Origin of the sequence: Fibrobacter succinogenes subsp. succinogenes S85, from assembly GCF_000146505.1 — a bacterium.
Classification (GTDB): Bacteria; Fibrobacterota; Fibrobacteria; order Fibrobacterales; family Fibrobacteraceae; genus Fibrobacter; species Fibrobacter succinogenes.
In genome coordinates, this window is sequence record NC_017448.1 from 758,262 (window position 1) to 780,575 (window position 22,314).

Here is a 22,314-nt window from a genome sequence, read left to right on the forward strand (position 1 = left end):
ATTTCTAAATTTGTGGCATACATGTTTACATATCGCTACAGAGAACTCGCCGTCGCCCTTGAAAAAAAAGGCGAAGTCCGTCTTGCGCTCGCCAAGACGCTCCGAGTGAACCCCGAAGAAATCTTCAATCTCGAAGTCGAACGTTTTTCGCTGGACTCCCGACGCAAAGGCGACTTGCACTGGTCCTACAATGTCGTTTTTGACCTGAAGCGCAAAGTCCGAGCCTCGGGGAACAACGCCCGTGGGCTCATCGAATCTAAACGCGAGATTCGCAGCCTCGATGCAGAACCGTTAAAAGACACTGTAACGATGGCAAGCCACGTGGACGTGATTGGAGCAGGTCCTAGCGGTCTCTGGGCGGCGCTACATCTTTTGCGCAAAGGGTTCTCCGTCGACATCTATGAACAAGGTAAACAAGTCGAAGAACGTTTTCGCGACATCCGCAAGTTCTTTGTAGACCGCAAGTTCAACGCCTACAGCAACGTGTTATTTGGTGAAGGTGGAGCTGGCGCATTCAGCGATGGCAAGCTCAACACCCGTAGCCGCAACCTGTTCAGCGAAACCGTACTCAAGGACATGGTGGACTTTGGCGTTGACGAAAGCGTCGTCACATTTGCAAAGCCGCACATTGGTACAGACAAACTTGTACTCATGTTGCGTCAAATCCGCGCCGAGATTGTCCGACTTGGCGGGCATATCCATTTCAACACGAGCCTTGAAGATATTGAAATCAAGGAAGGTCGCATTTGCGCGATCAAGCTCGGTGATGCGCTCGGTGTTGCCGGCTCGCATTGGCAACCGTGCGAAGCGCTGGTCCTTGCAGTTGGGCATTCCGCTCGTAGCGTTTACGAGATGCTCCACGCTCGCGGCGTGACTCTCGAAAGCAAGGCGTTCGCCATGGGCGTCCGCGTTGAACACCCGCAGTCGCTCATCAACATGCGACAGCTCGGGCTGAACGTCGATACAAGACTCACTGGAGCCGCCGAATATTTCCTCGCCACGCCGACAATCAACAAGACTTCGAGCGCCTACAGCTTTTGCATGTGCCCCGGCGGAGTCCTTGTGCCATGTGCCTCGGAACCGGGAACGCTTGCGACAAACGGCATGAGCTATAGCCGCCGCAATGGCGCATTTGCTAACGGAGCCATCGCCGTCCCGATTACAGCAGGCGCCGAAGGCTTTGACATTACTTCAAGCGGTTCGCTTTTTGGCGGTCTCGACTTGCAACGAAAAATCGAAACAGACGCCTACAACGTCGGCGGAAAAGTTTACGCCGCTCCCGCGCAAACGATCAAGAACTTCCTCGCCCACCGCGAAGACAAAACGCTCCCCAAAACCACCTACCCTTGCGGGCTCGTGCCAAGCAATCTGTGGGATTGGATGGACACGACGATTTGCCAAAGTCTCGCCGAAGGCTTCCAAAATTTTGACCGCAAAATTCCGGGATTCATCAACGAAGGCCTAATTGTCGCCCCCGAAACGCGCACTAGCTCGCCGCTCCGCATCACGCGCAACAACGAAACTCTCGAAAGCGTAAACACCCAAGGGCTCTTCGTCCTCGGCGAAGGAGCCGGCTACGCGGGCGGAATCGTCACCAGTGCCGCAGACGGCGTACGACTTGCACACTACGCGAAAAAGGAAAAAATATGAGCTATGAGGTCGCTTCGCTTTGGGGGCGTGCTAAAGCACTTTGGGGACGCATCGCTTTGAGTAAAAAACATTGTTTCCTGACATTATTCCTCAAAGCACCGATTGGTGCGAGCCCATACCTCATTACCCCATACCCCAAAAGCTTATGATTACACGTACTATCGATCGCAATTTTGCAAACATGCGCCTTGACCGTTTCCTCCGCAAGGCATTCCCCGAAGAATCGCTCTCGGTGTTCTTCGCAGTCATCCGCAAAAAGAAAGTCCGTGTAAACGGCGTTGTCGGCAAGGCTAACCAGATGCTCGTCGAAGGCGACGTGGTCAACATTTACGAGAACTTCAAGTCGGTAAACGAATCAGACGAGAGACGAGAGACGAAAGACGAGAGGAATATAAATGGGGAAAGCCTTCCCCTCGCTTCCGCCGCCGAAGCGGCTCCCGCTACCCCTTCGAGCGGGGACACCCCGCAACGCCCCGATGCAAAAAGTGCAACAGGTTTCGCCAAGAACAAGTCCACCTGGGGCCGCCACCTCACAGGTGCCGAAAAGCAGGCGCACTGGGGCGCTCACGAGCTCGACCTCGTCGTGCAAACCGAAGATTATGTGATTGTGAACAAGCCCTCGGGACTCGCAAGCCAGCCGGGCAGCGGCACGCGCCCAGGCGAAAGCCTCGTGGAATACCTCTGGGAATGGGGACGTAACGAAGGTCTCGATTTCAAGCCGACCATCGCCCACCGCCTCGACCAAGAAACTTCCGGCCTCATCATTGCAGCTCTCCACGGCGACACGCTCCGCGACTTCACCCGCATGATTCGCGAACATGTCGTAGACAAGTTCTACTTTGCACTCGTCAAGGGGAACCTCAAGAAAGACCGCGGCACCATCAGCGAATCGCTCCTGCGCACAGACAGCGCCAAGGGCAGCAAGATGCTCGTCGGTCAAGATGACGAAAACGCACAGAAGGCCATCACGCATTACCGCGTCAAGCAACATTATGAAGGCTACGATCTTGTGAAAATCAAGCTCGAAACAGGCCGCATGCACCAGATCCGCGCCCACTTCGCAAGCATCGGGCATCCGCTTCTCGGCGATACGCGTTACGGCGATTTCGCGCTCAATCGCGAAGTCAAAAAGTTGTTCGGTCTGAACCGCTTATTTTTGCACAGCTGTCGTCTGGAATTCGATTGGCAAGGCGAACATAAAGTTTTTGATTGCCCTCTCCCCAAGGAACTCCGTGACGTCATCAAGCAGCTCAAGCCGATGCGCTTTGAACGTCCTGAAAACAACTTCCAAAGAAGCAGACGATAAAATGGCGATGCCGCAACAGGGTGCGGCATGACAACTGCAAAGCTATCCCCGCACTAGCGGGAAATCGAACTGAATCGAGCGCGGGGTCGCAAACTTGTCAAAAGTAATTTCGTAACAGAAGTTCTTTTTATCGACACCGCTAACGGTCCCGATTCCAAAAATCTTGTGTACCACACGATCGCCTACCGCAAATTCTGCCGTAGGCGCTTTCTTTACTGCGCCAAGACTCTCGTCTTCATCAAAATCGTTCATCAAGTCACGATTTCGGTCCGATTCAGCAATAAAAGCCCGTGCCGCCAAAAGCAAATCGTCCGAGAATCCGCGCGCCACATCAAGCTCGTCCATGTTCATTTCGAGCAAAAATCTCGACGGATAGCGTGACCCGCTCTCGCCCGCCACGCCATCTTCGGCGTCGCTCAGGCAAAGCACGTTTTCGGCACGCGTGAACGCCACATACGCAAGCCTGCGCTCTTCTTCTAGCTGCATCTTGTTCTGCACGCGCTTCACCGGGAAAAAGCCCTCGTTCAAACCGCACACAAAAACGTACGGGAATTCCAATCCCTTCGCATTGTGGATTGTCATGAGCTGCACACGGTCCTTTTCCTGCGAATCTTCATCCGCATTCGTGAACAGCACGATGTTTTGCAAATACTCATCAAGCGAGGCATCTTCTTCGTAGTAATTCTCGAATTCAAGAATTCCCTGTTTGAGTTCCGCGAGATTGTCCAAGCGGTCTTCATCGCCATCCAATCGAAGCATTTCCTCATACTTCGTCTCGCGAAGCATCTTCGAAAGCAATTCCGAGACGCGCATATCCTTATAACGCGAACGATACTTTTCAATCAACTTCACGTATTCAACGACGTTGCTTCTCGACAAGAATTCCTTGCAGTCAAAATCAATTTTCCGATGGTCATTGCCAACCGACGAAAGTTCCGCCTGCGTCGTGACATCAGGCGCCACATCGTTCAGGCGCCCCGCCTCGTACACAATTTCAAGCAAAGCCTCGTAAAGCCCGACCTTGCGCGTATCCGCAAACGCCTGCAAAATCGCCATTTTCTTCGGCCCGAACTGGCGCTTTGGCGTATTCACCGTCCGGATAAACGACAAGTCGTCGGCATACACGAGCATTCGCAAATAGCAAATGATATCCTTGATTTCCTTGCGCTGGTAAAAGCCAACCCCGCTATAGACCTTATACGGGATAGACTCCGACATCAGCGCCTCTTCAACAGAGCGCGACTGCGAATGCATACGGTACAAAACCGCAATATCCTTGTAATGTACGCCACCAGCACCATTTTTCACAGAATTCTGTACCGCATTCTGGATGCGTTCTACAATCCATTTCGCTTCTTCGCGAGTGTTCTTTGCATGGTAAAACACGGGAGTCTTGCCGCCTGCACGGACAGGCCTCAAGACCTTCTCGATTCGGTACTTGTTATTTTTGATGACCGCATCCGGCACCTTCAAAATGCTCGGCGTCGAGCGGTAATTGTTCTGCAACAGAATCGTCTTCGTGCCTTTATGGAACTGGTCAAATTCCAAAATGCGATTGATATCGGCACCGCGCCAGCCATAAATCGTCTGGTCCGGGTCGCCCACCACAAACAGGTTCTTGTGGTAACTCGAAAGCAAATCCGCCAAACAATACTGTTGACCGTCAATGTCCTGGTACTCGTCGACCATCACGTACATCATGCGCTTGCGCCACTTGTCGAGCTTTTCCGGGAAATTTTCCAGAATATATAGCGTTACCAGAATCAAGTCATCAAAATCGAGCGCGTAATTTTTCTTTTGCTCGTACAGATAGCGGTAATAAACCGCCATCCACTTGTCCGGAGCCTCGTCCGCAAGCTCCACCAGATGCTCGCGTTTCTCGTTTTCAACCGCCGGCGCATTCTCGGCAGCCGATGCACCCACCTCATCCGCCAAGTGTTCCGCAAACAGCGACACATACCCAATATCATTCGCCTTGCGACCACCCACAAAATCAAGGACACTGCTGATTTTCAAGTCCTTGAGCGAGAACCCCAAATCCGCATACGCCTTGCGCAAAAGCGACTTCTGGTCATCCTCGTCCAGAATCATGAATTCCTTCGGGTAATTCAGCACATGGATTTCTTCGCGCAAGAACTGCACGCAAAAGCCATGGAACGTAGAAATGTAGCCACTATCATCGCCGCCCAGAATCGATCGGATGCGCTTTTTCATTTCGGCAGCCGCCTTGTTCGTGAACGTCACACAGAGAATATTCGCAGGCGAAATGCCCATTTCCTTCACGAGATACAGATAGCGGTGCGTGAGCGTCCGAGTTTTACCCGACCCCGCCCCAGCCACCACGCGCACGTAGCCCTCAGTTGTCTCAACCGCCTCAAGCTGCTCCTTGTCCAGGCGGGAACGCTCCCATTCAAGGGAGTTTTCAATATTTTCGCTTTTCGGGCTTTTTTCCATACGCGCACCGCCTTGTAGTGAACATCTGTTTTACTGCACAAAAAGTAATCTATTTATAGAAATCCGTCAAGTTTTACGCAATTTTTCCCCATCGTTCTATCTTGGAATACCGTCATAAACTTTTCCTAAGCTTTTTGTAAGTTCTGAGATATATTTAATGACGGAGCAATGATAAAACCACAATTTGAGCCAAGGAGGCAAATATGTTTACGAAGCTCTCCAAAACTGTGGCTATTTCTGTTATTATGTGCTGTACGTTGTCCTTTGCACAAGCAGATACAGAAGCAAACAACAACGAAATACCCAACCCTAGTACGATTAGCCAAGTCCAAACCACTGATCAACAAGCTACGTTAACGCCGGTCCAAACATCATGCGAATATAAGGAAAAAAATCAAATTCGACACAGAAAGACCATACAGAGCATGAACTTCAGCCTTCCAATCGAATCTGAAAGATGGAAAATTAAGCCACAGCGTTTTGACTGGAAATCAATAGGTTACCAGTTCAGCTGGACTCGCTATGGAACCGAAGAAAACGGCTATTCTTCCGTATTTGGTCTAGGAATCGGCTTTTTAACAGGTAATTTGGAAGACAACATCGACATGAAAGGTCTTGATTTCAACATCAAGGTCGGTCTCGGTATGGCCCCGATATCAAATAACCTGATCATCGCGTTTCACTTCATTTGCGGTCTTGACCTAAAAGTTGTCGAAGGCGATATATCCGTACAAACAGATGCCCGTCATACATACAAGTTTACACACGGTTCCGCCTACATAGACGCATTCTTTGGTGGAGACCTGATTATCGGCTACCACATTTTTGAATCGTTAGGCATTATCAGCGGTGTAGATATTACAACAAACGCCTATGGAATTGGAGCTTACTATACAGATCTTGAACAGAAATCAAAAGTTTATAAGATGAGCTACCTATTCACCGGTGTAAACATCACCCCTCACATAGGCCTATTTTTCCTCTTCTAATTTCATTCTATTCTCTCTATTCCTCCTAAGACCACTCCCCTGCACGCAAAAGTGCAGGGGTTTTCGTTCTTAAAAGGTTCTTTTTCTTCCTTTTTTTGTATATATTAAAACAGACAAATTTTTTGAAGAGGGAATCAATGATTATCGTCAACACAGACTTTATCAGCGGCAAGGAAATTGAAACCATCCAGCTCGTCAAGGGGAGCATTGTATTTTCAAAGAACGTTGTCCGAGACGTTTTTGCAGGGCTCAAGACTATTATCGGCGGGGAAATCAAAGGATATTCCGAGATGATGAGCGAAGCTCGCCAAGAAGCGACGGACCGCATGATTCGCGAAGCCACCATGATTGGTGCAGACGCCATCGTGAATGTCCGCTACGCCACAAGCTGCCTTATGGCAGGCGCAGCCGAAATTATTGCCTACGGAACGGCAGTCCGCTTCAAGAAATAGCCACTACAAATAGCGCTGGCACAAAAGGATTGCAAGCGCAGTCGCAAAAGCCATATAGGTAAACACAAAAACCACCGCCTTTTTACGACTGCCTTCCAAACGAATCTCAGGCAGTGTGCTCATAAAGCATATCTGCCACAAATCAAAAAGGATCCAAGCAAGATTCACCGCAGCAAGACTCATACCGACATGATGCGGAGCAATAATCGCAACAAGGGTCAAATAAATTTTAATGCTTCCCGAAACACTATTCGCAAGCAAGAAGTTATGCGCCCCGACAAATCCGCCCAAGCATGCAACGACTGCCATTTGAGTCCGGTTGCGAGGTTTCAATTCACTAAAGTCCATTCGATCTCCCATATACACACTCGATGCCAAAGGTAAAAACTTTCTCTACATTCAAAAAATTTTATAGTTCTTACATTTTAAACACGGTGATTTAAATCACAAAACTTTCTATTTTTTAATTATGTCTAATTCATTACTTTTTGGAAAATTCGCTGCAGTCCTCCCCGCGGGCGGACTCGGCAAACGCATGGGTGGAACAATCCCCAAGCAATTGATGAATCTTGGCAACAAGCCAGTTTACCAATATAGCCTTGAAACGTTCCTCAACATGGATGAAATTGCAGAAGTCGTTATTGCCGTCCCAGCCGATTGGAAAGACTACTTTGAAAAAGATATTTTTAGCCGTTTGAGTCCCGCATTTGGAACCGGATACGGGAATAATTTAAACAAACTAAGAATTGTCGTTGGCGGGAAAGAACGCTGGCAGTCCGTGCAAAACGGAGTGAACTCGCTCACTAGCGGCGCTGAATACGTGCTCGTCCACGATGTAGCACGCCCGTTCATCAGCGAAAAGATTATCCGCGACATTTGCGAAACGCTCGTCAACAAAGGGAGTTGCCTCGTTGCAAAACCTGCGATTGACACCATCAAGATAGCAAGCGATGGCCGCGTCGAAAGCACAATCGACCGCAATAAGGTCTGGCTCGCACAGACTCCACAGGCAGCCCGCATTGACTTGCTCAAGAGCCTTTATGCACGCATTGAAAAGGAACCGCTCAACTTCACACCGACCGATGAAGCAAGCATCCTCGAATTCTTTGGCGAGCCCGTCTATATCGTGAAAGGCGAATCCGCAAACGACAAGCTTACCACTCCCGAAGATTTCGAGATTTTCGCAAGCCGGGCCAACATGCTTTAACAGCAGCAAAACCTTACGAGGAGAAAATGAAATACCTAAAGCTACTTGGAATTCTAAGCGCATGTGTTCTCATGACATCTTGCGCGCAATCCCTTTCCGTATCTAAAAAAGAAACGTTCGAACAAAAATCGGGCATCATCGGAGTATTCCGCCAGCCAGTCGGATTCTGCAGCGGCGGCTACCAACAGCAAATCAAACTTGGCGGTGAAAAAATCATCGTCAAACCGACATGGACTAGCGAACAGGACAATCTCTTTTCGGCATACATCCAGCCAGGAAACGCTGATTTAGAATCTTACAGGTACTCTTGCGGATTCACAGAAACAACCTTAAAACCGATAGAAAAACACGGAGTGGTTATCCCACAAAACGGTTTCTGCAAAATCGTCATATCCTTCCTCAATAATGACGAGCTTTTCTCGAAAAACGAAGTATTGCTATTCAACCATTTCAAGAAAGAAGAAGTAGCAAAAGACTTCGAAGAAATCCCCTACTGCGAAACATATTAATCCGTTTATTGGCCTAATATTTTCTACATTTACGCCGAAAATTTAAGCAGGCACGAAATTCGCACACCCCCGCGACACCAGCCGCAAGGACAAAAACTGCAAGTTTCGAGCCACAAAGGGTATTAAAATGAAAGTTTCTTTGAATTGGCTTAGACGTCACGTTGACCTTCCGGAATCTGCGGAAGATGTCGCAAAGGCGCTCACCTCCATCGGTCTCGAAGTTGAAGGCATGGAAGAACCGGGCAAGGTCTATGACAAGTTGCTCGTTGCAAAGGTTCTCACTTGCGATCCGCACCCGGATAGCGATCACTTGCACATCACTACCGTGAACGACGGCACGAACACCATCCAGGTTGTTTGCGGAGCCCCGAACGTTGCTGCAGGCCAGACGGTTGTGCTCGCCCCGATTGGCGCTGAACTCCCGCTCCCCGACGGCACCAAGCTCAAGATGAAGAAATCCAAGATTCGCGGCGTCGAAAGCTTCGGCATGATTTGCGCCGAAGACGAAATCGGCCTTTCTGACGACCACGGTGGAATCATGGTTCTCGACGATTCCATCCCGGCAGGTACGCCGTTCGTAAGCCTCGGCATGTACGACGTCTGCTTCGAACTGAACGTCACACCAAACCGCCCAGACGCTCTTAGCCACCGCGGTGTCGCACGCGAACTCGCTGCCAAGTTTAACCGCCCGCTCAAGCCGCTCGCTTACAACTTCAAGGAAGATTCCGAAGCAGCCAGTTCCGCTATCAGCCTCGAAGTCGTTCCGGGCTGCGGCTGCTCCCGCTACGTGGGCCGCGTCATCAAGGACGTGAAGGTTGAAAAGTCTCCGGCATGGCTTGCAAAGCTCTTGCACGCTGTCGGCATGAACAGCATCAACAACGTCGTCGATATCACGAACTTCATCTTGATGGACGTCGGTCAGCCGCTCCACAGCTTTGACATGGACCAGCTCCACGGCAACAAGATCAAGGTCCGCCGCGCCGTCAAGGGCGAGCATATTGAAACGATCGACCACACCGCACACGAACTCATCGAAAACGACCTCGTGATCTGCGACGGTGACCGTCCCGCTTGCGTCGCTGGCGTGATGGGCGGTGTCGAATCCGAAATCGTTGATGCCACGAAGAACGTGTTCCTCGAAAGCGCCTGGTTCAACCCGACCGTTATCCGCAAGCAGGCCAAGCGCCTCTGCATTTCTACGGACTCCAGCTACCGCTTCGAACGCGAAATTGACTTCGCCACGCAGGACGAATACAGCAAGTACGCTTGCGCCATGATCCAGGAAGTCGCTGGTGGCCGCATCCTCAAGGGTTCCGTCGAATACACCGGCGAAGACCACAAGAAGGAAAACAACCAGGTCACGCTCCGCGTCGCTCGCGCCGCCAAGGTCATCGGCATGGAAGTCTCCGCCGAACAGATTGAAAAGTTCCTCACGGGTATCGCTCTCGAAGTCGTGAAGAAAGACGCCGAATCTCTCACGTTCAAGATCCCGAGCTTCCGCCCGGACCTCGAACGCGAAGTCGACCTCATCGAAGAAATCGCTCGCCTCATCGGCTTTGACAACATTCCGTACAGCTTGCCGAAGTTCACGATGCAGCCGAACGAACTCCCGGCTATCGAAGTCTTGAACCGCAAGATTCGCAAGACGCTTTCAGCCATGGGCCTCCACGAATGCTTGAGCCTCCGCTTTACAAGCAAGGCCCGCACCGAAGCCCTCTTTGGCCCAGAAAGTGACGACCGTCGCAGCAAGCCGGCTCTCCTTTTGAACCCTCTCAGTGAAGAACTCGGTGCAGTGCCGACAAGCCTCCTCCCGAACTTGCTCAAGGCCGTTGCCGAAAACGAAAAGAACCGTCCGGGTTCTGTTCGTCTGTTCGAAGTTGCCAAGGGACAGTTCAAGCGCGACCGCAAGGACGAACGCGATACGGGCTTTGACGAATCCAACCTCGTTGCCCTCACCATCGCCGGTAACTTTGACGTGGACCCGCTCAACGACAAGCCGAAGCAGATTGACTTTGCCGCCTTCAAGGGCTTTGTCCAGAGCTTCTTCAAGCGTCTCGGCCTCGTCGTGGAATTCCGCGCCGCCGCAAAGCCGGAACTCTTCCTCCACCCGGGCAAGCAGGCCGAAATCGTCTGCAACGGCACGGTACTTGGAACGATGGGCGAACTCCACCCGAACTGCCTCAAGGCTAACGAAATCAGCTACGAGACTTACGTGATGGAAGCGGACATGGACAAGATGGAACACGAAAGCCACAAGAAGATTGTGTTCCAGGCCTTCAGCCGCCAGGTGCCTTCAACCCGCGACATCTCTATCGAAGTTGCCAAGTCGATGACTCACGAAGACGTGCTCGCACGCATCAAGGCTCTCAACCCGAAGAACCTCGCCAAGATTACTCTCAAGAGCATCTACGAAGGTGAAAAGATTGAAGCAGGCAAGAAGAACATGGTTTACAGCCTCACCTACCAGGCTATGGACCGCACGCTCACGGACGACGAAGTCAACAAGGCTCACAACAAGCTTCGCGACAAGCTCGTTCAAAACGGCGACATCGTGCTGAGATAAGTGATTAGTAAGCAGTTTCACAAAAAAAGAGTTGGTCACGCGACCAGCTCTTTTTGTTTTTAAAGTTTTTTGAGAAACTCAAGCTCTGCAGGATTACTTTTTAATCGGCGTATTGTCCAACACAGAAGAAACGGTCTTTTGAACAACCTTCTGCCAATCGCTCAGCGATACAGCAAAAGTGTAACCTGATTTTGCTTCAAAGTCACCATAGCCAAGTCTCTTTCCTGTTTTTGCATCATAGTAGGCATAATTGCCCTTGCCCGTGAAATCTTTGTCTTGGGTGCAAGTAGTCCCCATTCCCAAGCCACCACCAGCGTTAAAGCCACCAGTTGTGCAAGTCGTTTCAGATTCTACACGGCCAATCCAAATGTCATTCACAACGAGATAGACATCAGCCTGACCATCCATTTCTTCGACCTTCGGAACCTTGATATTGACACCATTCACGGCAGCGGCTTCGAACTTGACCTTATCCATAGAAACCTTTTCTACAGAATAAAGAACGCCGTTTGTCTGGGAACCCAAATTAGTTTCTAACTGAGCCTTATACCAATCCGAAAAGTTATTCACATATTCCGGCAAATCATCTTGCAGGTCATCTGGATTTGCGATAAACGGCTCCGTAAAAACGACCTTTACCTTAGCAGGCTTTTGAGTCCAGCCCTGATCCATCACAGAACGCGGTGCAGCGCAGCCCACCAAAAGCGCACACGCCGATGCTATAGCAAAAGCAAGTTTCATTTTTCTCATACAAACTCCTTCTAAATTATTGAGAAATTATCTAAGATTTTTAGAATCTAGTAAAATAATATAAGCTTATCCTAACCCGCAAGTCCGATTGACTATTTTACGTAATACACTTTTTATCAAGATAAACCGAGTTATTCACAAAGTATAGGAACATTACCAGCGGACAAAATCTTAGCTGCAATTGAGCCATAGCAAAGACCTTTCCCGACTTTAGACATAGCCTCATTAACACTCGCTCTATCTTCGGCACCAATCGCAAGCGATGGATTATGGAACCCTGCCGGAATTGTTTTCGCCTGTTCCGGAGTTTCATCGCGAAATTCATTTTCAACCGGTTTAAAAATCAAGTACCGTTCGTCAATTGTCGGAACGTTATCCGATTCAGTCGCGGGTTTTATAGCAAGTTGCGCTGCGCAAAGTACGCTACCAGCAAGCACCGCAATAGCAATAGACTTTAATTGAACCATAAACACTCTCCCCTCAATCGCAAGCCTAGTTCAAACCAAGCTGTTCACGGACATTTTTGATAAATTCATACTCTTCGGGCGACATGTTGGTCTTGTTTTCATCTTCACGAGAAGCATTAGCGATGCGCGTCATGCAGTTCGTCACCTGAATTTTAAAATCGTTTGAAGCCGACTTGAGAGCCTTGACGCATGCTTTGGTTCGGTCACTTGCCGACTTGTAGCTTGCATAAAGGTTGTTGAAATCATCCCAACTGGCGTTCGGAGTCACTTCGTCATGAATCTTGTCAAGTTCAGCACTTTCCGCTTCCGTAGCCGAAGTCGCCCCCGGCAAAAGCTGTTCATTTTCGTGGTTATGCGAAAGGCAGGCCGTCTGCCAGCACAAAATCAAAAGCGCCATATCAAAATTCATAAGTACCTCTGTTTGCATAGTCACCCGTTTAAAAACCGGCATGACAAATTTTAGTCATTAACGTTTTAAAGATACGAAAAAAAGTGATTAATAAACAGTGGTTAGTAAACAGGAATTGCAAAGAGATCGTTTTTATTGCAACCCTAACCACCAACCACTAACCACTTTACTATACTTTAGTCATGGCATACATCGCAATGGCGCGTAAGTGGCGCCCGCAATCATTCAGCGATATGGTCGGTCAGGAACATATCGCAAAGACTCTCGAGAACGCCATTCAGGGCGGTCGTCTCCATCATGCATTCCTTTTTACCGGCACCCGTGGTGTGGGCAAGACTACTAGCGCCCGCATCCTCGCCCGCACGCTCAACTGCAAGGGCTCTGACCCGCTGCACCCGTGTGGCGAGTGCGACAGCTGCAAGGATATCGCCGGTGGAAACCCGATGGACGTCTATGAAATAGATGCGGCATCCAACACCAGCGTCGACAACATCCGCGATGTGATTGAACGTGTGCAGTACCCGCCCGTCATCGGCAAGTACAAGATCTTCATCATTGACGAAGTCCACATGCTCTCGACAGGCGCCTTCAACGCTCTCCTCAAGACGCTCGAAGAACCGCCCGCCCACGTGATTTTCATCTTTGCGACGACCGAAGTCAACAAGGTCCCGCAGACTATTCTTAGCCGCGTGCAGCGCTTTGACTTTAAGCGCCTCACCGTAGACCAGATCCGCAGCCGCCTCCGCTACATCTGCGAGCAGGAAGGCATCAAGGCAACCGACGAAGCCCTCGACATCTTTGCCGAAAAGGCCGACGGTTCCATGCGTGACGGTCTCACCTACTTTGACCAGGCATACGCCTTTACCGGGAACGAAATGACCGCGGAATCCGTCCGCTCCGTCCTTGGCATCCCGCCTGTAGAACTTTTCTTCTCGCTCATCCAGTCCATCGAAAACCACGACATCAAGGGTTGCTTCCGCATGGTGGATGACGCTGTGAAAATCGGTATCGAGTTCATCCCGCTGCTCGACGGCTTCGGCAAGTTCCTCCGCAATTTGCTCTACGCCCGCCTCGACGCCTTCACGCCGGACGCACTCAACATCACCGAAGAGCTCTACACCAAGTACAAGAGCTGCGCACAAAGTCTTACGAACGGCGACATCCTCCGCATAAGCAAGATGCTTATCGACTTGCAGGGTACGCTCCGCTACAGCACAAACCCGCGCCTCCTCGTCGAGACGACGTTCGCCCGAATGGCTTGGCTCGACCGACTGGTTGACTTGCGAAAAGCTCTTGCAGCGATTAACGATCCTAAAAGCGCCGAAAACGACGCGGTAAAAAAAAAAGTAACTGAAGTCAGCGCCATGATAGACGCCCAGGAAGAAGTCCAGGCGTCTTATGATGACCCATTTGCAGGCTACGATCAGGGTGGCGTTCAGGCTTTTTCGCGCTACGAGATTTCTGCCGCTTGGCCTTCCATTCTCTCCAACATCGCAAATGACGGCGACTACGTATTCTCCGCCGCCATTGCAGGCACAACGCTAGAAACAGGCGACCCCGAGCAGAATCCATTCCCGATTGCGCTCACCTACGCAGGCTCGACCGAGAATGCTGAAAACTGGGGCTACCGCCAAATGACGGAGCATCCCGAATACGTTGAACGCGTCACGAGAATTTTGGAAGACCGCCTGCAGACGAAAATTGCGCTTTCCATCCGCACACGCGCCTTCACCGAGAGCGAACTTGCCGAACAGCGCGCCGCCAAGATGAGCCCGTATGAACTTGACCTGGAAAAGGAACCGGGACTTTCAAAGCTCCAGCAGATGTTTGCGACGGAACTCGTTTTCACCAAGAAGCTCAAGAAAGCGGCCTTGGTCGCGCAAACTGACGAAGAGGATTGCGAAGCGTAATTTTTCAAAAAAAATTCTATAATTACAAAACAGAAGACGATTAAACCTTTAATACACTCAAAAAGCGAGGATATATTCATGGACATGAGCAAGATGCTTAAGGACCTTCAGAAAATGCAGAGCAAGATGCTTAAGGCACAAAACGACCTCAAGGCACAGAGCTTTGACGCCGAAGCCGGTGGCGGAATGGTGAAGGTCGCCATGAACGGAAAGGGCGTACTCACGATGGTGAAGATCAATCCGGATGCCGTCGACAAGGACGATGTCGAAGCTCTCGAAGACCTCATCATGGCTGCAGTAAACTCCGCTGTCAAGAAGAAAGACGACGCCCAGCAGGCAAGCATTTCGGACATTACCGGCGGCATGAAAATCCCCGGTTTGATGTAATTTTCGCCAAATTTCGCAAAAATTCGCAAATTCGGATGCACTTCATCCCCGATATTTGCGCTTCATCAAAAACAGAAAAAAGCACCCTTATGAAAAGGGCGCTTTTTTTTTACATTTGGCGAGCTTAATATATTAGGAGAACGAATGTCAAGGAAATTTTTAGTCCTTTCCGCCCTCGCACTAGGGCTGATTGTACCGGCCTCGGCAAAAGTCTACACCCGAGATGAGGCGATCAAGACCGCCATGGAAAATTCTTCGGACATCAAGAGCGCCGAAGAAGACCTCATTTCCGCAAATTCCCAAGTAGACGCAGGTTACGGTAACGCATACCCCTCTATTGACTTCAACGCTACTGTCACCCGTATTTTCGGTCTGGATGACGTCAAAAAAACAACCGCCCTTACGGATGCCGCCAAAGACATGGCCGACAAAAAGGACGACGCCGGATACCCCAAAGCAAACGCTTTTGACCAAAACGTAATGGGTCCTGCCGTGGATGGGCTTATCTATGGCATGAAGTCCCAAGGTTATCGCTGGCAGTCTAGCGTGGGCCTCACACTGACCCAGGTGCTCTACGCTGCAGGCAAGGTCGGTACAGCCATCGACATCGCCAAGGCATACAAGCACTTGCAAGAAGTCAACCTTGATAACACGAAGTCGAAAGTCCGTTACGAAGTTGATAACGCTTTTGACCAGCTCATTTACCTGGATTCTTCCATCGCCATTGTTGATGAAAGCATAAAAATCACTCAGGATAACCTTGATTTTGTGGAACAAGGAGTCAAGAGCGGACTTGCCACAGAACTGGACTTGGCTAGAGTCCAGCTCTCCATGGAAGCCCTCAAGGTCGACAGAAAAGCACTCGAAGACAAGCGCCTCCTTGCCAAGAACGCCCTTCTCAACACCATGGGTCTTGACTGGGACAACGATGTTCAATTCAACGGTGAACTCCGCACCCCGGATTCGAACCTCCCCTACCCGGACACAGCCATGACTAGCGTCAAGCAACGCCGTAGAGAATTGGTGATGCTCCAGGCAACCGAAACGATGAAAGAAAAGAACATCGAAATTGAAGAAGGCGGCTACAAACCGACAATCGCTTTGGTCGGTGGCCTCAAATACGCCAACAACAAGAACAAGATTACCGAATGGGACGCACCGAAGTGGGATAAGCTCAACAAATACGTCGCTTTGAATGTATCCATGAACTTGTTCCAAGGCATGCAAACCAAGGAAGCCATCGTCCAGGCTAAATCTAGCCTCCGCAGCACCCAGATCCAGAAAGAAACTGCAGAACGCGGCTTCCGCGTGCAAATTGAAAGCTGCGCACAGACTCTCGCCTCCACGGAACGCAATCTTGAAGTTTTGAAGAATAACATTGACCTGGCCCAGCGCATCTACGACATGACCGACGCGGCTTTCAGAAACGGCATGGAAACGCAGCTCAACCTGCTTACCGCCAACATGGACCTCCGCAAGGCAAAACTCAACTACTTGCAGGGGATTCTCAACTGGAACACCGCTTATAACGCATTGCTCCAAGCCACAGGTGAATACTAAGATTTAAGAGGAAGACAATCATGAAGACCATTACAAAATCAATCATTACTATTTCTGCCCTGTCGCTCCTCCTCGCTGGATGCGGCGACGCTAAGAAAGACGCCAAGTCCGAGAAAAAAGTTTCGACCATCGAAGAAATCCAGAAGGTCAATGGCAAGCCTGCCCGCGTCGTGAAGGCTGCTACAGTCAAGCTCACAGACGTCCGCGCCTTCAGTGGCACCATCGAAGGTAGCCAGCAGACGACAGCAACCGCCAAGCTCGGTGACCCGATTGCAAAGATCAACGTCCGCGTTGGTTCCAAGGTCAAGAAAGACCAGGTTCTCGCGGAATTCGTCTTTACGGGCGACAACACGGCTTACCAGCAAGCAAAAGCAGCCATGGAACTGAACGAAAAGACCCTCGCCCGCACCAAGGAAGTGCAGGCCAAGGGCGGCGTTTCCCAAAGTACAGTGGACCAGCTCGAAACCCAGATCAGTGTTGCCAAGATGCAGTTGGAAGCTGCCCGCCGCGCAACGCTCGTGCTCGCCCCGTCTTCTGGCACCATTACCGAAGTCAAGCACAAGGCCGGCGAAGTTCCGGGTGTCGGTGGCGCCATGTTCACCATCGCAAACCTCGACAAGGTTATCCTCAAGCTCAACGTCACAAGTTCCGAAATCGGTTTCTTCAAGAAGGGCGCCAAGGCAACAATCGAACTCAACGGCGAAAAGCTTCAGGGCGAAGTAAGCCTCATTCCGCTCGCCGCAAACCCGATAACCCGCTTCTTCCCGGTTGAAGTCACATTCAAGAACAAGGGTCAAAAGCTCCTCCCGGGCATGTACCTCACCACAAAAATTGACGCCCGTGAAGTTACAGGCGTTACAGTCCCTGTCGAAGCCATTGTCTATAGCAATGGCGTGAACTCGGTCTGGACAGTCGATAGCGAAGGCAAGGCCAAGCGCAAAATCGTGCAACTCGGAGTGCAAACCAAGACCGACATCCAAATCAAGGATGGCCTTAGCGAAGGCGACGTCGTGATGGTCGAAGGCCAGAACCGCATGAATGATGGCGACAAGGTGCTGATCGTCGAATAATCGACACTGGAGTATAGTCAATGATTAAAGCCAGTATTTACAAACCAATCACCATGCTCATGGTCATCTTGACCGTGGTGGTGTTCGGTCTTTATACCTATTCCATGATGGTGGTGGACTTGATGCCGAAATTCGAAGTCCCCGTGGTTACGGCCACCATCATTTACAAGGGCGCAAACCCTGAAGAAATCGAAACCACAATTATCAAGCCGATTGAAGAACAGGTGGAACTCGTGGACGGTATCGACTATGTGCAGTCCATCTGCTTGGAAAACTACGGCATTATCGTCGCCATGTTCAACATGGGCGTGAACGTGGACGTTGCCGCAAATGACGTGCGTTCCAAGGTGGACCTCGCCTCTGCGGACTTTCCGGATGCCGTGCAGGCGCCGATTATTTCGAAGGTCGATATTAACGGTGCTGCCATCATGGCAATCTCGTTCACCGGTCCTCTAAACTCTACAGAACTCCGCCAGAAAGTCGAAGACGAAATCGAACCGCTCTTCACTTCTGTTTCCGGTGTTGCTAGCGTCGATATTTTCGGTGGTACAACCCGCCAGATCGCCATCGAAGTCGACAAGGAAAAAATGATGGACCGCGGTGTCGATATCGGCACCATGATGGGCCTTTACGGCATGTCCAACGTTAACCTCCCGATTGGTGAAGTTATCGGCAAGCACAAGAACACGTCTGTGCGTACCGCAGGTAAGTTCAAGAACCTCGATGAAATGCGCAACATGGAAATTCCGACGGAAAAGGGCGTCGTCAAGCTCTCTGAAATTGCCGTCGTGAAAGATACCATCGAAACAATTACATCGACTTCCCGCTTTAACGGCATCAACTCAGTCGCTCTCGATATCAAGAAACGCTCCGATGCAAACGTCGTGGAAGTTTCCAGAGGCGTGCTCAAGCGCATGGCAGAAGTCAACAAGACTCTCCCGGAAGGCTTCAAGCTCACGCTCATTTACGACAAGTCCGAAGCTGTGAACGAATCCATCGACAACGTTATCCAGAACATCATTATCGCCATCGTACTTACCGCCGCCCTCTTGCTCTTGTTCCTCGGCAAGTTCTCCACGATGATTATCGCGGCCCTCACGATGCCGATTTCCGTGATTGGCGCATTCACGCTCATGTACTTCGCAGGCTTTGGCATCAACATGATGTCCCTCATGGCTCTTTCAAGTTCCGTGGGTCTGTTGGTGACAAACTCCATCGTGGTGCTCGAAAACATCAACAACAAGCTGAATCTAGGCCTTGATCCGAAGGAAGCTGCCTACAAGGGAACGTCCGAAATCATGATCGCCATCATGGCTTCGACACTTACAAACGTTGCCGTGTTCGTGCCGATTGCATTCATGAAGTCCATCGTGGGTATCTTCTTTAGAACATTCGGTATGACCATGGTGTTTGCAACGTTCGTGTCGCTCCTCGTGACATTCACGCTGACACCGCTTATGGCCGCCTACTTGTTCAAGGGTAAAAAGAAAGACGAAAACGGAAACATCATCGAAGAAAAGCCGGGCATTGTCGGAACCATTCTTGGTCTTTTCCCGAAGGTTTTGAACGGATTCCGCTTTGTTTACTTGAAGGTTCTCGGTTTCTGCCTTTCTGTTCCGGGTTTCTTTGTCCAGGTTTTAGGCCTTGGCGTAACGATTTTCGTTGTCATTGTGTTGGCAAAAAACAACTTGACTGTTGAACTTACCCCGAGACAGGACCAAGGCATGATGAGCATCAAGCTCGAAATGCCCGTAGGTACGAATATCGAAACGACCGACAGCGTGGCTCATATTATCGAATCCCGCGTCAAGGATATTCCTGAAATTGTTCACTACAGCATGAACGTGGGTGGTTCCAACGGCTTTACGACCGTAAACCAGGCTACCATGCGTGTAAGGCTCTTGAAGGACTGGGAAAAGAAGAAAATGAAAGACTGGAAAGGCAGACATCGCAGTACGGACGAAATCGTCGACTCCATCCGTCCGTACCTCGCCAACATTCCAGACGCTTACATTTCCGTGAAGTCCACCTCCGCCTCTGAAATGCAGAACAACTCCAGCGGCGACGTGGTGCTCGAAGTGAACGGTCTCCATGCAGACTCCGTCATCAAGGCATCTCAAATCGTCCTTGACCGCGTGCAGCAAAAGATTGACGGCATCGTGGATATCAAGACGAGCTATGAAGCCGGTAAGCCTGAAATCCGCTTGATTCCGAACCGCGCAGCTCTCGCTGACTATGGTGTAACGCTTGAAACCGTCGCAAACTACAACTACATTGCAGTGAACGGTTTCGAAGCAGGCCAGTACACCGAAGACGGTGAAGAATACGACGTTTACGTACGCTTGATGGAAAAGGATAGACAGAGCCATGCCGACATCGAAGACCTGCCAGTCAAGACACCGAAGGGCTACGTAAGTGCTAGCGAACTCTTCCACATCGAAGATGGTGCTGGTCCGACACGTATTGACCGTAAGCGCAAGATGAGACGTGTTGACGTTTCGATGAACTTGCTCCCGGGACATACGACCGGTGAAATCATGGGCAAGCTCGGAAAGCTCACCGCAGAAATGAAGGATGAACTCCCAGAAGGCATCACGTTCAGCTTCGGTGGTAACGCCGACATGCAGAACGACATGCAGAAGGAATTCATGACTGCAATCGTGATGGCTATTATCCTCACCTACATTTTGCTCGTCGCCCTCCTTGAAAGCTTCATGCAGCCGTTTATCATCATGACGACCATCCCGATGGGTGCTATCGGTGTGCTCCTCGCCCTTATCTTTACAGGCAAGGCACTTTCCATGATCGCTCTCATGGCAATCGTTATGTTGATTGGTGTGGTGGTGAACAACGCTATCCTATTGCTTGACGAAGCAAACCGCCTGTTGCGTAGTGGCAGCATGGGACGCCGCTCGGCTATGTTGACCGCCGCCAAGGCAAAGTTCCAGCCGATTGTGCTTGCAACGCTAGCTTCCGTGATTGCACAGCTCCCGCTCGCATTCGCTCTCGGTGGTAACGTTGCCGCCATGACTCAGCCGATGGGTATCGCCTCTGTGGGTGGCTTGATCGTGTCCGCAGTGCTTACCATGTTCCTTGTGCCTACATTCTTCTGGCTCCCGAACGCCTTGTTTAGCAAGGTCAAGAAAGGCGCCAAGAAACTCCAGGCCAAGATGAACAAGGCTTAATCAAATTTCATTAGACAACTCCGCAAAGTCCCCCACCTCGGGGGACTTTTTTTGTTAAACGAAAGCACCGCTTTGATAACGGTAGTTTGCAAAATTTGCATGGATATGTCTTTTCGAGATTTTTGTTTGTATTTTACGGGGATGAATACAAAAAACTTGTCCAAAAAATGGTGTCAGAAAAACGGGATTGCGATTGTCGAAAGCGCCGGGGAAAGCGCTCAGGAATGCGCCGCACCCATAAAAATCGCCGTGCCGAATGCAACCGATGAATTCCTCCTCGAAAAAATCCGTTTTGCCACACAGCAACGCATTGTCCCTGAGCAACACTCCCCTGCCGAAATCAAGATGATGCACAGCCACGCAGAATCAATCGATGACGAAGATTTGCTACAGCATCTCAATCATCTCGAGATTTCACGAAATTCATCTTGGGAATCAGAACCGATTATAAACCTCGTCGATAGCCTTATCATCAAAGCGCTCCAGAAAAAGGCAACCGACATTCACCTAGAACCGTTGGCAGATGCGCTACGCGTACGCTTTCGCATTGACGGGCTTTTAACGGAATACAGGACATTTCCGCAATGGCTTACTGAACCTGTACTGATTCGCCTCAAAGTCATGGCCAACGTTGATATCACGGAACGCCGCTTGCCACACGACGGGAGTTTTGCCTTTGAAAATTTTCAAGAGAAAGTAAACGTTCGCGTCAGTACAATTCCCGTAAACAACGGAGAGAAATGCGTGCTGCGATTGCTCCCAGCAAACGATTCCGCACAAACGCTCGACAGCCTTGATTTTAGCGAACCAACACTCCAAGCCATTCGGAAAATTTTCAGCGCTCCGCAAGGGCTGTTCCTCGTTACAGGCCCCACCGGAAGCGGCAAGACGACAACACTTTACGCAGGCCTTCGAGAAATCATCCAACGAAAAATAAACGTCACAACGATCGAAGATCCCATAGAATACGAACTCCGCGGAGCGAATCAAGTTCCCGTCAACGAGAAATGCGGATTCACGTTCGCCGTTGCATTGCGTTCTATTTTGCGCCAGGATCCAGACGTGATTCTCGTCGGGGAAATCCGCGATGCAGAGACCGCACAGATTGCATTGCAAGCAGCACAGACAGGACATCTTGTCTTGAGCACTTTGCACACGAACAGTGCAAAAGCTGCGGCGGCGAGACTTCTTGATTTAGGCGTTCAAAAGAGTATCTTGGACGAAGCTTTACTTGGAGTTTTTGCGCAGCGTCTCGTAAGGAAACTTGATAAAACAACGTCTCAGGAGTCTACACCACAATACAAAGGCAGAACCGTTGTCTGTGAATTGCTACTCCCCAACAACACCTACGCCGACTCCTCCATGCAAGAAAACGCAAGAAAGCTCGTAGAATCCGGCATCACCACCGAAGAAGAAATCAAAAGGGTATTAGGATCATAACAAGTG

The 22,314-nt window shown here is 50.3% G+C and carries 18 protein-coding genes; 13 read left to right on the forward strand and 5 right to left on the reverse strand.

Annotated elements, in window-relative coordinates; genetic code table 11:
• Positions 1-21: 21 nt before the first annotated feature.
• Both FSU_RS03255 and FSU_RS03260 read left to right on the forward strand, forming a co-directional pair.
• Positions 22-1,650 (forward strand): NAD(P)/FAD-dependent oxidoreductase, encoded by a 1,629-nt coding sequence (locus tag FSU_RS03255; protein ID WP_012820115.1) that lies wholly within the window; start codon positions 22-24, stop codon positions 1,648-1,650.
• Positions 1,651-1,795: 145 nt separating this feature from the next.
• Positions 1,796-2,956, forward strand: a complete 1,161-nt coding sequence (locus tag FSU_RS03260; RefSeq protein ID WP_012820117.1) for an RluA family pseudouridine synthase — start codon at positions 1,796-1,798, stop codon at positions 2,954-2,956.
• A 42-nt stretch (positions 2,957-2,998) separates the two neighbouring features.
• Here FSU_RS03260 and FSU_RS03265 read toward each other — a convergent pair whose 3' ends face one another.
• Entirely contained in the window at positions 2,999-5,410 is a 2,412-nt protein-coding gene (locus FSU_RS03265; RefSeq protein WP_012820118.1) for an ATP-dependent helicase, read from the reverse strand.
• A gap of 425 nt (positions 5,411-5,835) precedes the next feature.
• On the opposite strand from FSU_RS03265, the gene FSU_RS03270 reads away from it, so the two are divergent.
• Together FSU_RS03270 and FSU_RS03275 are read left to right on the forward strand one after the other, a co-directional pair.
• Positions 5,836-6,399 (forward strand): hypothetical protein, encoded by a 564-nt coding sequence (locus tag FSU_RS03270; RefSeq protein WP_244263707.1) that lies wholly within the window; start codon positions 5,836-5,838, stop codon positions 6,397-6,399.
• A 137-nt stretch (positions 6,400-6,536) separates the two neighbouring features.
• The gene (locus FSU_RS03275; RefSeq protein ID WP_012820120.1) at positions 6,537-6,851 is read left to right on the forward strand and encodes a YbjQ family protein; all 315 of its coding nucleotides are present in this window, start codon (positions 6,537-6,539) and stop codon (positions 6,849-6,851) included.
• A gap of 3 nt (positions 6,852-6,854) precedes the next feature.
• Here the strand turns inward: FSU_RS03275 and FSU_RS03280 are convergent, their stop codons facing one another.
• Entirely contained in the window at positions 6,855-7,199 is a 345-nt protein-coding gene (locus FSU_RS03280; RefSeq protein ID WP_012820121.1) for a hypothetical protein, read from the reverse strand.
• Between the two features lie 121 nt (positions 7,200-7,320).
• On the opposite strand from FSU_RS03280, the gene ispD reads away from it, so the two are divergent.
• The 3 genes from ispD to pheT all read left to right on the forward strand — a co-directional run bounded on the left by ispD (position 7,321) and on the right by pheT (position 11,130).
• Complete coding sequence (gene ispD, locus FSU_RS03285; RefSeq protein WP_012820122.1) at positions 7,321-8,058, forward strand: 2-C-methyl-D-erythritol 4-phosphate cytidylyltransferase; 738 nt, start codon at positions 7,321-7,323, stop codon at positions 8,056-8,058.
• A gap of 26 nt (positions 8,059-8,084) precedes the next feature.
• Positions 8,085-8,567 carry a hypothetical protein gene (locus FSU_RS03290; RefSeq protein WP_012820123.1) on the forward strand — a complete coding sequence of 161 codons (483 nt, stop codon included), beginning with the start codon at positions 8,085-8,087 and terminating at the stop codon, positions 8,565-8,567.
• Positions 8,568-8,694: 127 nt separating this feature from the next.
• Positions 8,695-11,130, forward strand: a complete 2,436-nt coding sequence (gene pheT / locus FSU_RS03295) for a phenylalanine--tRNA ligase subunit beta (protein WP_012820124.1) — start codon at positions 8,695-8,697, stop codon at positions 11,128-11,130.
• Between the two features lie 93 nt (positions 11,131-11,223).
• Here the strand turns inward: pheT and FSU_RS03300 are convergent, their stop codons facing one another.
• The 3 genes from FSU_RS03300 to FSU_RS03310 all read right to left on the reverse strand — a co-directional run bounded on the left by FSU_RS03300 (position 11,224) and on the right by FSU_RS03310 (position 12,756).
• Positions 11,224-11,880, reverse strand: a complete 657-nt coding sequence (locus FSU_RS03300) for a hypothetical protein (protein WP_012820125.1) — start codon at positions 11,878-11,880, stop codon at positions 11,224-11,226.
• Positions 11,881-12,011: 131 nt separating this feature from the next.
• Entirely contained in the window at positions 12,012-12,347 is a 336-nt protein-coding gene (locus FSU_RS03305; protein ID WP_012820126.1) for a hypothetical protein, read from the reverse strand.
• A gap of 25 nt (positions 12,348-12,372) precedes the next feature.
• Positions 12,373-12,756 (reverse strand): hypothetical protein, encoded by a 384-nt coding sequence (locus tag FSU_RS03310; protein WP_012820127.1) that lies wholly within the window; start codon positions 12,754-12,756, stop codon positions 12,373-12,375.
• Positions 12,757-12,938: 182 nt separating this feature from the next.
• Here FSU_RS03310 and dnaX point away from each other — a divergent pair, with 182 nt between their 5' ends.
• The 6 genes from dnaX (at position 12,939) to FSU_RS03340 (ending at position 22,308) form a co-directional block, all read left to right on the forward strand.
• Positions 12,939-14,666 (forward strand): DNA polymerase III subunit gamma/tau, encoded by a 1,728-nt coding sequence (gene dnaX, locus FSU_RS03315; protein WP_012820128.1) that lies wholly within the window; start codon positions 12,939-12,941, stop codon positions 14,664-14,666.
• A gap of 78 nt (positions 14,667-14,744) precedes the next feature.
• Positions 14,745-15,053 carry a YbaB/EbfC family nucleoid-associated protein gene (locus FSU_RS03320; protein ID WP_012820129.1) on the forward strand — a complete coding sequence of 103 codons (309 nt, stop codon included), beginning with the start codon at positions 14,745-14,747 and terminating at the stop codon, positions 15,051-15,053.
• A 144-nt stretch (positions 15,054-15,197) separates the two neighbouring features.
• Positions 15,198-16,613, forward strand: coding sequence for a TolC family protein (locus FSU_RS03325; protein ID WP_012820130.1), 1,416 nt, complete (start codon positions 15,198-15,200; stop codon positions 16,611-16,613).
• Positions 16,614-16,633: 20 nt separating this feature from the next.
• Positions 16,634-17,683, forward strand: coding sequence for an efflux RND transporter periplasmic adaptor subunit (locus tag FSU_RS03330; protein ID WP_012820131.1), 1,050 nt, complete (start codon positions 16,634-16,636; stop codon positions 17,681-17,683).
• A 20-nt stretch (positions 17,684-17,703) separates the two neighbouring features.
• Positions 17,704-20,868, forward strand: a complete 3,165-nt coding sequence (locus tag FSU_RS03335) for an efflux RND transporter permease subunit (RefSeq protein WP_012820132.1) — start codon at positions 17,704-17,706, stop codon at positions 20,866-20,868.
• 141 nt (positions 20,869-21,009) lie between these two features.
• Complete coding sequence (locus FSU_RS03340; protein WP_012820133.1) at positions 21,010-22,308, forward strand: GspE/PulE family protein; 1,299 nt, start codon at positions 21,010-21,012, stop codon at positions 22,306-22,308.
• Positions 22,309-22,314 lie beyond the last annotated feature (6 nt).

Coding starts and splice junctions, on each gene's coding strand:
- FSU_RS03270 (WP_244263707.1), top strand. CDS start 5,836: ATGAACTTCAGCCTTCCAATCGAATCTGAAAGATGGAAAATTAAGCCA.
- FSU_RS03280 (WP_012820121.1), bottom strand. CDS start 7,199: ATGGACTTTAGTGAATTGAAACCTCGCAACCGGACTCAAATGGCAGTC.
- FSU_RS03260 (WP_012820117.1), top strand. CDS start 1,796: ATGATTACACGTACTATCGATCGCAATTTTGCAAACATGCGCCTTGAC.
- FSU_RS03255 (WP_012820115.1), top strand. CDS start 22: ATGTTTACATATCGCTACAGAGAACTCGCCGTCGCCCTTGAAAAAAAA.
- FSU_RS03335 (WP_012820132.1), top strand. CDS start 17,704: ATGATTAAAGCCAGTATTTACAAACCAATCACCATGCTCATGGTCATC.
- FSU_RS03300 (WP_012820125.1), bottom strand. CDS start 11,880: ATGAGAAAAATGAAACTTGCTTTTGCTATAGCATCGGCGTGTGCGCTT.
- FSU_RS03340 (WP_012820133.1), top strand. CDS start 21,010: ATGAATACAAAAAACTTGTCCAAAAAATGGTGTCAGAAAAACGGGATT.
- FSU_RS03265 (WP_012820118.1), bottom strand. CDS start 5,410: ATGGAAAAAAGCCCGAAAAGCGAAAATATTGAAAACTCCCTTGAATGG.
- FSU_RS03325 (WP_012820130.1), top strand. CDS start 15,198: ATGTCAAGGAAATTTTTAGTCCTTTCCGCCCTCGCACTAGGGCTGATT.
- ispD (WP_012820122.1), top strand. CDS start 7,321: ATGTCTAATTCATTACTTTTTGGAAAATTCGCTGCAGTCCTCCCCGCG.
- FSU_RS03290 (WP_012820123.1), top strand. CDS start 8,085: ATGAAATACCTAAAGCTACTTGGAATTCTAAGCGCATGTGTTCTCATG.
- FSU_RS03320 (WP_012820129.1), top strand. CDS start 14,745: ATGGACATGAGCAAGATGCTTAAGGACCTTCAGAAAATGCAGAGCAAG.
- pheT (WP_012820124.1), top strand. CDS start 8,695: ATGAAAGTTTCTTTGAATTGGCTTAGACGTCACGTTGACCTTCCGGAA.
- FSU_RS03330 (WP_012820131.1), top strand. CDS start 16,634: ATGAAGACCATTACAAAATCAATCATTACTATTTCTGCCCTGTCGCTC.
- dnaX (WP_012820128.1), top strand. CDS start 12,939: ATGGCATACATCGCAATGGCGCGTAAGTGGCGCCCGCAATCATTCAGC.
- FSU_RS03310 (WP_012820127.1), bottom strand. CDS start 12,756: ATGAATTTTGATATGGCGCTTTTGATTTTGTGCTGGCAGACGGCCTGC.
- FSU_RS03275 (WP_012820120.1), top strand. CDS start 6,537: ATGATTATCGTCAACACAGACTTTATCAGCGGCAAGGAAATTGAAACC.
- FSU_RS03305 (WP_012820126.1), bottom strand. CDS start 12,347: ATGGTTCAATTAAAGTCTATTGCTATTGCGGTGCTTGCTGGTAGCGTA.